Raw genomic sequence first — 12,215 nt, forward strand, 5'->3', positions numbered from 1 at the left:
CAGTGGCATCCCGTTCGCACGCCGCGCCACGGGCGCACAGCCCCAGCGCTGCCGCAAGAGCCAGGGCGCGCCCGCCCGCACCGGAACACCGGCCGGCGCCGCGCCCCGCACCACCACAGGAGGAACAACGATGACAACCAGCAAAGCCGTTGCCACAGCGACCTACGCGGACGGCGCAATCATCACGGCGGTGGGCAACGGTGAGGCGGGCTTCGTCGCGGACGGGGGCTCAGCGTCCGGGACCAAACTCAACCAACCACGGGGCCTGACGGTGGACAGGGAGAGGAATCTCCACATCGTCGACCGCTCCAACAATCGGGTGCGGAAGGTGGCGCCCAACGGGATCATCACCACCGTCGCAGGCAACGGCCAGGCCGGATTCGTCTCCGACGACGGCCCCGGGCTTACCCCCTCGTGCTCACCCTCACCAGCACCGGACGCACCCGGATCGGTCCCCAGGACATCGTCCTCACCGCCCCCGAAGGCCTCTGGTTCACCGAGAACCGAGTGATGATGTCCCGGGAAGGTCACACCGGCGAGACCGAACTGGCCGGCCAACGCTCCGACGGCAACCGCACCCTGACACTCCGAGGCGCCGCCCTCGACCTGGACCCCGGCAAGTGGGCCGTCGTCTACCCCGAGATGGAAGTCGAAACCGGCGCCCCGGCCGGCGCCGTACGCGTCGGCATCCGCATCGGCAACCCGGCCTTCGCGACCTGGCAAGCCACCGTCACCATTCAGGCATAACCCCGCAAGGATGCGATCCAGCGCGCCCAAGCGCCACTCAAAAGAGCCATCCCCGCAGCGCCGACCGCCACCGTAACCGCGGTCGCCGACAACGGACGACACGTCCGCATGGCAGACGGGCCGCCGACGCCCGAGTCGATGACCCCGTCGCTCCAACGGTGCGGGCCTTCGTGAGGGCGACCCTCGCGCCGCACCGCCGATCCCCACTCCCGGAAGGAATCAGAGAACACTCATGAACGCTCCTGCAACTCCCCAGGGCTGCGCACCGCTCGACCCTGAAGTCACCGGCATCCGGACCCTGGGCTACGCCAACCGCTTCGCCGTCTGGGACAGCGAGTTCCGCTACGACGGCCGCGTCCGTGTGCCCGTCGGGGTGAAGATCAAGGAGATCAAGTACTCCTACACCGGCAACGGGAAGGCCGAGCTCGCCGCGACGGAGGTCAAGCGCGGCAGGGGCGGCATCGACCAGGAGTACGAGGTCATCGACCTCACCTTCCTCGACGACGCCGACCTGATCACCTTCACCCTGCGCGGCGACCTCGACGTCGACGCGGACCCCCGCCCGGCCTACAGCCGCAAGTACCAGATCCGCGTCGACGTCACCCTCGACAACGGCGACGTCCGCACGGCCACCCCGGAGATCGAGGTACTCGCCAGCGCCTGGCAGCGCAGCGACCCCGAGAAGGTCGGCCGGCCCTTCGTCCGGCTGCCCTACGACAACAACTGGGGCGGCACCCCCAACAGCCAGTCCGGATTCGGCTATGTCTCGGACAGCGGCCGTATCCCCGGGGACAAGTTCATCATCGACTTGGTCAACCTGCGCCAGGGCGAGAAGGGCGTGCCGAGCAGCAACAGCGACCACGTCTACTATCAGCTCGTCCACGAGGACGGAACGCCCTCGCATTACACCCCGACCCCCCAGCTGCAGAAGGCCGAGGGGCACAAGGACAGCGGCACCGGGCGCAAGGTCACCCTGCCCGCGATCGACCTGCGCCAGCTCGGTGACAAGCCGGGCTACTACCGTTTCCTGGTCTGGCCGCAGTCCGCCGACCCCGACGGCTCGCCCAGCAGCCTGCGCTGGGACGAGGCCAAGCTGGAGGACGCCTTCCAGCTCGGCAGCGTCTACTACCGGTACAAGGCGCCGGCCAGCATCGACACCGGACTGCGGGCCACCGTCAAGACCCACGCCCTGACGGCGACCGCGGGCCAGGAGCGCTGGCTCTATCCGGCCTTCGTCATCCGCAACACCGGCCAGCGCACCATCGGCACCATCAAGGTGGTCTTCACCGCCCCCGAGGGACTGCTGTTCATCGAGGACCGGGTCGCCTTCACCCGCTCGGAGGACGAGAGCCACGAACCCGTCGCCCTCGGAGTGCTCTCAGCCGACCGCCGCACCCTGACCTGCCCGGCCGTGCCGCTGGACCTGGTACCCAGCCGGCCCGGCAAGGACGCCTGGGTATCCATCTACCCGGCCATGGAAGTCGAGGCCACAGCACCGGCCGGACTTGCACTCGTCGGCATCCAGCTCGGCCAACCCGCCTTCGCCACCGCACAAAACCCCGTCACCATCACACGCAAGAACTGACCGGCCGAGGTGTCAAAAAGGGGGCGGCGCACTGGGGCGCCGCCCCCGTCCGGTCGACATCACGAGCGCCGCCGACAAGGCCGAAGGCCGCCCGCCCACACGTCACAGATCAGCAGACTGCAACACGGCTTCGCAGAGTCGCAGACCCGATCGCCAAGGAGTCCTGATGACCAAGAACGTCCAAACCTTGTTGCACAACACCTCTCCCTATGCAGGTTTCGACGGAAAAGGAATGTCCTACGACCCGCAAGGATGGGGGTCGGACCATCCGGTCTTCGCCCAGGAGATCGAACGACTCGCCCCTGGTCTGATCGTAGAGGTCGGCACGTGGAAGGGTGCGTCCGCCCTGCACATGGGCAAACTGGTGCAGCGTCTCGGAGTGGACTGCGAGATCGTCTGCGTCGACAGCTTCCTCGGCAGCATGGAGCACTGGATCACACAGCGGGGGAAGTCCGAGTTGAACCTGGAGTTCGGCCACCCGCAGCTCTACGACCAGTTCCTGTTCAACGTCCTGCACGACGGCCTGGAAGACGTCATCACCCCGTTTGCGTGCACGAGTACCCAAGCCGCAAAGATCCTGGCCCATTACAGCATCCAGTGCGATCTCGCCTACATCGACGCCGGACACGAGTACCCAGACGTTCTCACCGACATCGAGCACTACTGGCCGCTCGTCCGTGAAGGCGGGGTCATGATCGGCGACGACTTCAGCAACAACTGGCCGGGGGTGATGCGCGCGGCACGCGAGTTCAGCGACACGAACGGCTTGCCTTTGAGCATCTACGACTACAAGTGGGTGCTGCGCAAGGACTGACCAGCCGGCCATACCGCTGCCCAGCGCGAAACACGCAGGTTGGGCGGTGCCGACCGTGATGTTGCTGGATGCCTCGATGATGACTGGGCTGCCCACCTCGAAGAGCACGGGGTACACCCCCGGAACGGCCTCCAAAGCGACTTCCAGTGCGGCGAAGATCACGGCCCAGGTGCAGGGGGCGAGTTCGAACGGCACGTTCGGCAGGGTCATGGTGCGTTGGTCCGGGCTTCGCTTGCCGGGAACGATGCGTTGGGCGGGCTCGTCCGCTTGGCGAATGAGGGCAGCGGTGTCCTCCAGGAAGCGCAGCCCGGGCGGGACGGTGATGGTGACGGGTTCGGGCTACGACAAGACCACCATCGTCTGTGGATCTCCGCCCACCTCCAGCGCGGCTCGGCATCGCAATGCCGGCCGGGCCGGGCATCAGCCCACGGGGTTCCCGCTCGGCGTCACCGGGCTGGTGCTCCGGTGGCCGGTGTGAGGGGCGGAGAACGGAACGTGGCAGTGGGGTGCGGCCACGGCGTCGAACGACGGCTCATCGGGTACCTCGTGAGTATCTCCGACTCCGACCGTGGCACTGCGCCCGGGCGAGCAGGTACAGGTCCATGGCGCCCGTCGGGACGTCCTGGCCGTCTTCGACAACGGCACCACCGGCTGGCCCGAACGCACAATCGCCGTCGGCATCGCCACCCGCGCCGTCTTCGCCGCGGCCCTGCGCCCGGCCGGCACCAAGGCCGTCGCCGCCGCCCTGCTGCTGGCGGAGACGGCCGTCCCGCACGCGGGTGTCGTGGCGGTGGATTTCGTCGTTGAGGACCAGGTGGACGCCGGCGGCGGTGCAGGTGTGGCAGACGGCGCTGGTGATCTGGGTGTGGGTCATGCGGGTGGTGGCGGGAATGCCGAGGTAGCGGGCGAATTCGGGGGCGAGGGTTTTGGCGGTGGCCGTCCAGAGTCAGCAACCGTCCCCCGCACCACCACCGGCGCCGAAGCAGCCGACCTGCTCAAAGACCTCACCAAACGCATCCAAGCGACCTTCGTCCATACCGGCATCGACGTCGCCGCCACAGCCCTGTTCACCGGAGCCCGCGGCGCCCAACTCGCCGGCCGCCCCGACCTCATCGCCTACGGCCCCCTACCCGCCCGCCGCGGCACCCACATACCCTTCACCGATCTCATCACCGACATGGAAGCCGCCCTCGACCTCACCGCACACCGCCCCGGCGCCCTCCCCCGCCATGCCGCCTACCTACACCCAGCGCACCGCCGGCCGCATCGGGAGCCTCGCCCGCCTCATCCGCCAGGCAGCCGTCACCGCCATCTGCGATGGCACCGAACACATCACCAAAACCTCACTGGAATTCATCCAGCTCGACCCCCTACGCCAAGGAGCACGGGCGCTCCCGCACCCGCCAACCGGCCGGACCGGCATGATGCAGCCGTGAACACGACCACGGAGACGTCGACCGGCAAGAACTTCCGGAAGCCGTGCTGCGCACGGCGCGGCACTCCCGGCACAGCATCGGGCCGGGCGAGGTGTTGGTGCGGGTGCGGGCCTCCACCGTGGACCGGGGCACCTGGCGCATGATGTCCGGTCGGCCCTACGCGGTCCGCCCTGTGAGCGGGCTGCGCAGGCCGAAGCTCCCCAACCCCGGCCGCACCATCGCCGGTGTCGTGGAGGCGCTCGGTTCCGAGGTGACCGGGTTCACGCCCGGCGACGAGGTCTACGGGACGGCAGCAGCTGCGTTCGCCGAATACGCCGCCGCCCGTCCCGACAGGATCGCGCCCAAACCGACCCGACTCACCTTCGAGCAAGCGGCGACGGTACCCATCAGCGCGCTCACCGCACTCCAGGCAGTTCGCGACAAGGCCAAGGTCCAGCAGGGTCAGCAAGTCCTGATCACAGGAGTGGCCGGCGGCGTGGGCACCTTCGCCGTCCAACTCGCGCACGCCTTCAATGCCCGGGTCACGGCCGTCGCAAGCACTCCCAAACTCGACGCCGTACGGGCGCTGGGTGCCGACCACGTGATCGACTACGTCCGCGAGGACTTCCTCGCCGGCCCGCGACGCTACGACGCCATCATCGATATCGCAGGCAACCGTGATCTGCGGGATCTGCGCCGCGCCCTCACGCCCCGCGGCAGGCTGGCCATCACCGGCGGCGAGACGAACGGCGCCTGGCTCGGCGGCACTGACCGGCAGCTGCGCGCACAGATGCTGTGCCCGTTCACCGGCCAGCACCTGGGCACCTTCATCCGCCTCCGAGCACGCCGATGGGCTGCGCGAGCTGACCGCTCTCATCGACGCGGGCACGCTCAGCCATGTGGTAGACCGCGTCTACCCGCTCACCGAGACCGCCGCAGCCGTACGACACCTCCACGACGGCCGCGTCACAGGCAAGTTGGCACTCACCCTGCCCGGCAAGTGACACCCTGCCCGCCGATCAACGCCGTGGACCGGCACCGACAACCTGCCATCCCTCAGCAGCACGGGCATCCACAACTGGCAGACTCACTGCCCAACTGAAGGGCCCCGGCCGCGCTTCCATGATGGCTACGCTCGGCAGCGGACCCGGTCGGAGCCACCAAACTGAGGCTTCACGGAACCGCGGCCCAGACTCTTGGCCAATCGAGCCTCAAGCGGGCAGCCTGTCTATCGCCTCATCCAGGTGCTGATGCATGCGATGGTGCAGCGGTCCTGGACTCAGCAGGAAGGACCACATGGCAAGCGCCGATCTGACAGCAGTGGTGGTAGCCGCCGTCGGTGTAGCCGGCACCATGGGCGCCCCGCTGCTCAGCCAGTGGTCCCGGCGCCGCGAATTGGCGGAGGAAGGTGCGCGAGCAGAGCGCCAACGCCAACAAGACCGCGACGAGAGCAACTTGCAGCGCAAGCGGGACCTGTACGCGGCACTCAACTCATCCGCCCGCGCCTACCGAACGGCCGCCTACGACTACATCCTGGCCCTCAAGCGCGGCGAGAACGCAGACGGCTCGGCCCTGGAGTCTGCACGTGGCTCCTACCGGGATCAGTACGCACAAGCCCAGATGGTGCTACCCGGCCGCACCTTACAGGTCGCCTCCGAAGTCAACCACTGCCTGAGCCTCGGCTACAAGCTGGTGAAACAGCTTCCGAACCCCGCTGACAGCCAGGACATATGGAGGCAGACGGAAACATGGTTCGCCACTCCCCTTGCGGAGGCAGTCTGGCTGCTACGGCATGCCCTTCGCGAGGACCTCGGCGTCCTTGATGAGTTCCCTGACCTGCCGGAGCGCGTAAAGCAGTTAAGAGCCACCCGGAAACGTCTTACCCGCCAGACGGAGGAGCGGCAGGACCCTCCCCAGTCGGGCCAGGCCTGACCAACCGGCTCGTCAGCACCCGTGGCCTCCACCCCCAGACTGGGATCGGCCCGGCCACCGAACACTCAACCGGCCAACTGAGGGATCTGGCCGCAAGCCCATGAGGGGCCCCTTTGTCCTGCTCAGCGGGACAAGCGGACCAGGATCCTCCCACGGGTCCCGGCTGGGGATACCGAAGGTCGGCGACGGGCAGCGCAGGCCGGATGGTGGTGGCGTCCGCCTGCCGGGCCAGGGCCCTGGCGTAGTCCTGCTCGTGACGTGGCAGGGCCCGCAGGGCGAGGCGCGGCGTCAGGCTGATCACCTGAGGCGTGCAACGTCACTAGGCGGCAGGCAGGTGCGGGCGGTAGCGGTCGGCCAGGCGTAGGGCCCACGCGGCCGACAGGAACGTCTCCGTGAACGAGATCGAGCCTGGCGAGGAAGCCCAGATCGACTACAGGCCCCTGTGGCAGTGGACCAACTTGCACATACTCGTCCGTCCGGTCCTGCACCTGGACCAGCACGCGTGGACCGAGGCACACGTCGCGGCCTTCCGCTACTTCGACGGCGTCCCGCGCCGACTGGTGCCCGACAACCTGAAGACCGGCGTCGACAAGACTGACCTCTACGACCCGAAAATCAACAGGGCGTATGCCGAACTCGCCGCTCATTTCGGCGCGTTGGCGGATCCGGCGAGAGGCTCGAAGCCGAAGGACAATCCAGGGTGTGGCGGCCCATGCCCTATGTCCGGGACTCGTTTCTGGCGCGGGCGGGAGTTCACCTCGATCGAGAACATGCAGGCCGAGGCCGTCACCTGGAGCCAGCAGGTGGCCGGACGCCGGAAGTGCCGGCCGCTGGGCGGGGCGGCCCGATGGCCGTGTGCGGTGTCGTCGAGGCCACCGCGCTGCTGCCGCTTCCGCCCACCCCGTTCGCCCTGCCCGCTGGTCGACGGCCACCGTCGGCCCGGACATCCACATCAAGGTCGGCCGCATCCTCCACTCCGTGCCCTGGAAAGTGATCGGCCGCAAGGTCGACGTCCGACCCACCGCGGCCATGGTGTAAGTCTGGCTCAGCGGCACCCTGGCCACCACCAATGCGGCGCTTGAGCAGGGGAAACGCACCGACATGAGTAACTATCCTCCGGAGGAGATCGCCTTCGAGAGGAAGACGCCCGTCTGGTGGCGAGCCTGGCGCTTTGCCGGGCGGTAGGCGACCTGCCGCCCGCCAAGGTCCACGCTCCGTTGAATACCCGGCAACAAGACACTTCTCAAACACTCTCCAGGCGGCTCGACTTCTCCAGTGCGCGAAGTTCGAGCAGCAGATCACCCTGGAGGAGTTCGACTTCACCGCCTTCTCGAAGCTCTCCGCCTCCAGATCCGCGGCCTCGGAGGACCGCGTTGGCTCCACGCCGGCGAGCACGTAATTCTGTTCGGCCCGGCCCGGGGCGGCAAGACACATACCGCCCAGGCGCTCAGCCACCTCGCCATCCGGCAGGGCGCCCATGTCCGCTTCGCCAAGACGAGCCCGATCCTCGCCGAACTCGCCGGCGACCACGCGGACCGCACCCGGGAGAGGCGGATCCAAGAGTTGGTACAGCCCGACGTGCTCATTTTCGACGACTTCGCCATGCGTCAGCTCTCCGCTGCCCACGCCGACGACCTCTACGAACTCGTCAGCGAGCGCCAGGGCCACTCCTGATCGTCACCAGCAACCGGGCGCCCAGCGACTGCTATCCACTCTTCCCCCGACCTCCTCGTCGCCGAGTCCCTCCGCGACCGGCTCATCAGCACCAGCCACCAACTCTCAGCCCAGGGAAATACGTGAACGTCCACCGTCACAGTTGATGACAGGGCTGATGAGCAGGTATCGGGAGCCGACCGGCGCTACCGGCCCGTACCGACCGACGGCTTCAGATGCCGAGAGGGAGGCCGAGGGGAGAGCCCACAAGCGTGCTGACGGGCCGTTCGAGAAGACCGTCGGTGATGTCGTCGGGGCCCGGCGCTTGGGCGGCCACGGCGGGCACGATCGCTCCGAGGGAAAGCAGTGCACTCACTGCTGCAACGGCCACGATGCGACGGACAGACAGCACGGTGATTCCCTCTCGGTAGGCAGAGACGCTGGACGTAGGGACGGGCAAGAAATCTTCCACCCGCCGGGCACATGCACGCTTCACGTCACTCGTTCAAGCGACAGCCACCCCCGCCCACCGCCGATTGACATAGGCATTCAGGCGCCCCCTGACCGAGGCTTCGTAGGCGGCCACGCCCCCTCGACAACGAGACTCAGGCTCAGGTGCTCGGGTGCGAGCCCGTGGCCCGGCACCGGAGCCACGGCGCGGCGGCCGCCCGGCTCCAGCGAGGGTGGGAGGAGCCCGACCGCGCAGAGCCAAAGTACCCCGGCCGCCGGCCGGAGTCCTTGTCGGCGCCGTCGCGGCACGGCCAGAGCTGGCGCTCAGCCAAGCCCCGCACGCGGCAACAAGGCTCGGTCCTCACCCGGGTGCTCATGTCTTCCCGGTGGAACGCCCCGAAGTCGTCGGCGTTCAGGAGGCAGGACGACGTCTGGCAAGGCCTGGTACTCGGCCAGCGCGGCCTCCTGGAGGCGATCGGCATCACGCCGCTGACCCCGGAGCCGGAGGAGCCGCCAATGAGCCCAAGACGGTCCATGCGGCCCTCGAGCGGGCATTGCAGCCCTCGCCCAGCACAGGCCCCCGAGGGCTCTGTCAGGTCCACATGAGTCACTTACTGTGGGCTGACGCCCCGGGAGCAGGAGAAGCGGGAGCGGATGCGCCCGGCGGTTGAGCGGTTCGCTCGTGGCGCGAAGACCAAGCCGTCGCGAAGGATCTGCGAGTGACGTCGCGGTCGGTGCGGCACTGGCGGCGGGCATGGGAACAGGACGGTGCGGACGCGTTGCGCCGTGCAGTGGGCGCTGGAGCGCGACGAGGAGGCAATCGCGGTGTGGAGGGCCGAGACGTGGCCGCAGGTAAAAGGACCGCGGCCCACCTGGGCGCCCTCATCTGCTTCGAGGACGAAAGCGGCCAGGGGCTGAGGCCGTCACGGGGGCGCACCTGGGCCCCGCGGGGGCAGCGGCCGCTGGTGCGGGTGCGCGGTCGTAGCCAGGGACGGGTCAACATCACGGGCGTGGTCTGCTGGTCTGCTACCGCGCCGGACACCGGTCCGTCCCGCTACTTCTTCACGCTGCACATCTGGCACGGGCGCCCAGGCGAGCCGAAGGCGTTCTCCTGGCGCCAGTACCGCGATCTGATCGTCATGCTTCTAGGGCGAATTGACCGCTCACTCGGACCCTCCTCGCCGGTCACCCCCCACGGTCACGCCGGAACGGTCCGAAGCCATCGGTTTATCTGCGCCTTAAGCGGCATGTAATGAAGCCTTAGAAACGCAAATTCCATACCGGTCAATGGTGTTACCGACAGTAATATGTTGTACAACAGTACGGCGGTTTCCGGCAGCCAACCCGTTTCATCCTGACCGGTAGTCGAGAGGACTCGCATGCCGATAAGACATGGCCCACGAAGAATCCCCTAGCCAGAGCCGACCGGCGAATCCCTGGCGGCGTTCGGCACACCGCCGTATCAACCTGTCCGCCGGTGCCATCACGGCCTTCGGGGAGCACCTTGTGGTGGCCCCGGAATCTCTCAGCGCGTGCTCCGGCTTCCGGGTGCCCTGCTGGGTCGCCCACCGAAGCGGTCCGCCCGCTGACGTCCGCATTCCCCATCGGAGAAGAAAGACACCATGCGCTCACATCTGAAGTTACCAGTCGCCGTCACAGCGGTGACACTCGCCACAGCCCTCGCTGCCCCTGTTGCCTCAGCACACACCGTCTCCGCCGTCGTCCAGCGTTCCGGGAATCACGAAAATCGGCCGACGGACAGCCAGAGCGTCAACGTCCATGTGACGTCCTACGGCTACAACGACAACGACGACGGCAATGGCAACTACGGCACCGCGCAGATCGCCTATCCCCAGATACACAACGAGGCGACCGAAGACCTGGGCACCTACGACCACCCCGCCACCTTCGCCACCGACCCCGACGAATTCGCGCCCGGCACCCGCATATATGTCCCGTACCTCCAGAAGTACTTCATCATGGAGGACGGCTGTGCGGAGTGCAGTTCGGACTGGAAAAACGGCGTGTACCACGTCGATCTGTGGATGGGCCCCGCCAGCACGCAGCCGGAGCCAGCCCTCGGCAACTGCGAAGGTTCGGTCACCCAGGACTCCGGCATCACCGTCAATCCTGACCCCGGCCTGCCGGTCGACACCACCCCGATGTTCTCCGACGGACAGTGCACGGTCGTCCACCACTGAGCCGTCCCTGAGCGGCCCGGCTCGTCGGCCTTCGGTCGCCGCCGGCGGCCGACGAACCTACATGGCCTCGCATCCACACACCGGGTCAGGCACACCCGTGCCGGAGCACGCCGCCCCTCCCAGGCCCAAGCCTGCGCGGACGGCGATCCCATTCCTGTCGATTCCCAGTCCGACAAGGCAACCATGAACACTCGCATCCCCAAACCCGCACTCGCCGCGCTTCTGCCGCTCACCGCCACCGCCATGCTGATCGGTAACGGACAGCCGGCGAACGCCGCGGCGGCGACGTCGACGTGGCCCGCGCACTTCGCGGCCCCCTACCTCCAGATCGGCGCCGGCACAGCCGGTGACATGGCCGACGACATGGCCACCACCGGTCTGAAGCACTACACGCTCGCATTCCTCATCCCCCAGGACGGCTGCACGGCCAAATGGGAATTCAACGGTGACCCCGTCGGCGCCTTCAGTTCGGAAATCAACGCGCTCAAGGACAACGGTGGGGACGTCATCATCTCCTTCGGCGGAGCCGCCGGCGGCGAACTCGCTCAGACCTGCACCTCCGTTTCCGACCTGACCGCCGCCTACGCCAACATCGTCAACACCTACGGCGTCACCCGGCTCGACTTCGACATCGAAGGCTCGACCCTCGACGACACCGCAGCCAACACCCGCCGCAACCAGGCACTCGCCGCGCTTCAGGCACAGAACCCCTCTGTCCAGGTGGGCTACACGCTCGCGGTCGCCCCCGACGGCCTGCCCTCCGCACAGACCCAACTCCTCCAGGACGCCAAGAACAACGGGGTCAACGTCAGCACCGTCAACCTCATGACCATGGACTTCGGCGACGGACACAACGCCCTCGCCGACGCCGAATCGGCCGCACAGGCAACCGCCCAGCAGCTCGCCGATATCTACGGCGTTTCCACCTCGCAGGCGTATCAGATGATGGGCCTGACGCCGATCGCCGGCAAGAACGACGACGACGAAAACTTCTCCCAGGCCGACGCGGCCGCGCTGGAGAACTTCGCCGCCTCCAACGGAGTCCAGGAACTGTCCTTCTGGGAGGTCGACGGGTACGACAAGCCCACCGGCTACGCCTACTCCAACATCTTCAACCAGATCAGCACCACCCAGGCGCCCAACGCGAGCGCACGGACACCACGCACAGCACACTGATACCGCCTCAGCGAGGAGGAGAAGTCTTTCGAGACCCCCTGAGCCGGCGCGATGCGCCGGCTCAGGGGGTCGGCGGTGCATCCCTGCTGAGGTCAGATGACGAAAGGGCCCGACGGTCGGGCCCTCTTGCCTTCTCCCCGCGAGGAAGCCGGCCGGTCGCCTTCAGGCGCACCCGCTCCCGCTTCTCCTTCTCCCCCAACTCCGCATGCTGCGCGAAGGTCGTCCCGCACAGCGGCTTCGTC

The 12,215-nt window shown here is 67.7% G+C and carries 11 protein-coding genes and 2 pseudogenes; all 13 read left to right on the forward strand.

Annotation, left to right across the window (positions count from 1 at the left end):
- The first annotated feature begins 130 nt into the window (after positions 1-130).
- The 13 genes and pseudogenes from ACZ41I_RS08235 (at position 131) to ACZ41I_RS08295 (ending at position 11,973) form a co-directional block, all read left to right on the forward strand.
- On the forward strand, positions 131-511 hold the full coding sequence (locus ACZ41I_RS08235) for an NHL domain-containing protein (protein ID WP_468513536.1): 381 nt from the start codon (positions 131-133) through the stop codon (positions 509-511).
- Entirely contained in the window at positions 415-747 is a 333-nt protein-coding gene (locus ACZ41I_RS08240) for a hypothetical protein (protein ID WP_468513883.1), read from the forward strand. The genes ACZ41I_RS08235 and ACZ41I_RS08240 overlap by 97 nt, the downstream gene beginning before the upstream one ends.
- Before the next feature lie 232 nt (positions 748-979).
- Entirely contained in the window at positions 980-2,332 is a 1,353-nt protein-coding gene (locus ACZ41I_RS08245) for a hypothetical protein (RefSeq protein WP_468513537.1), read from the forward strand.
- A 166-nt stretch (positions 2,333-2,498) separates the two neighbouring features.
- On the forward strand, positions 2,499-3,146 hold the full coding sequence (locus tag ACZ41I_RS08250; protein ID WP_468513538.1) for a class I SAM-dependent methyltransferase: 648 nt from the start codon (positions 2,499-2,501) through the stop codon (positions 3,144-3,146).
- A 286-nt stretch (positions 3,147-3,432) separates the two neighbouring features.
- Positions 3,433-3,624: a hypothetical protein gene (locus tag ACZ41I_RS08255; protein WP_468513539.1), complete on the forward strand. Its 192-nt coding sequence runs from the start codon at positions 3,433-3,435 to the stop codon at positions 3,622-3,624.
- A 90-nt stretch (positions 3,625-3,714) separates the two neighbouring features.
- The gene (locus ACZ41I_RS08260; RefSeq protein ID WP_468513884.1) at positions 3,715-4,725 is read left to right on the forward strand and encodes a hypothetical protein; all 1,011 of its coding nucleotides are present in this window, start codon (positions 3,715-3,717) and stop codon (positions 4,723-4,725) included.
- A complete protein-coding gene (locus ACZ41I_RS08265; RefSeq protein WP_468513862.1) occupies positions 4,722-5,663 on the forward strand; it encodes an NAD(P)-dependent alcohol dehydrogenase in 942 nt (313 codons plus the stop codon). The genes ACZ41I_RS08260 and ACZ41I_RS08265 overlap by 4 nt, the downstream gene beginning before the upstream one ends.
- 194 nt (positions 5,664-5,857) lie before the next feature.
- The gene (locus tag ACZ41I_RS08270) at positions 5,858-6,493 is read left to right on the forward strand and encodes a hypothetical protein (RefSeq protein WP_468513540.1); all 636 of its coding nucleotides are present in this window, start codon (positions 5,858-5,860) and stop codon (positions 6,491-6,493) included.
- A gap of 461 nt (positions 6,494-6,954) precedes the next feature.
- A pseudogene (locus ACZ41I_RS08275) lies at positions 6,955-7,493 on the forward strand (transposase); the annotation flags it as partial.
- A 275-nt stretch (positions 7,494-7,768) separates the two neighbouring features.
- Positions 7,769-8,167, forward strand: a complete 399-nt coding sequence (locus ACZ41I_RS08280; RefSeq protein WP_468513541.1) for an ATP-binding protein — start codon at positions 7,769-7,771, stop codon at positions 8,165-8,167.
- A gap of 1,083 nt (positions 8,168-9,250) precedes the next feature.
- Positions 9,251-9,738: pseudogene (locus ACZ41I_RS08285) on the forward strand (helix-turn-helix domain-containing protein); the annotation flags it as partial.
- Positions 9,739-10,218: 480 nt separating this feature from the next.
- Complete coding sequence (locus ACZ41I_RS08290) at positions 10,219-10,797, forward strand: hypothetical protein (RefSeq protein WP_468325192.1); 579 nt, start codon at positions 10,219-10,221, stop codon at positions 10,795-10,797.
- Between the two features lie 183 nt (positions 10,798-10,980).
- Positions 10,981-11,973, forward strand: coding sequence for a glycosyl hydrolase family 18 protein (locus ACZ41I_RS08295; RefSeq protein ID WP_468513542.1), 993 nt, complete (start codon positions 10,981-10,983; stop codon positions 11,971-11,973).
- The last annotated feature ends 242 nt before the right edge of the window (positions 11,974-12,215 follow it).

Source organism: Streptomyces sp. NPDC030799, assembly GCF_055572255.1.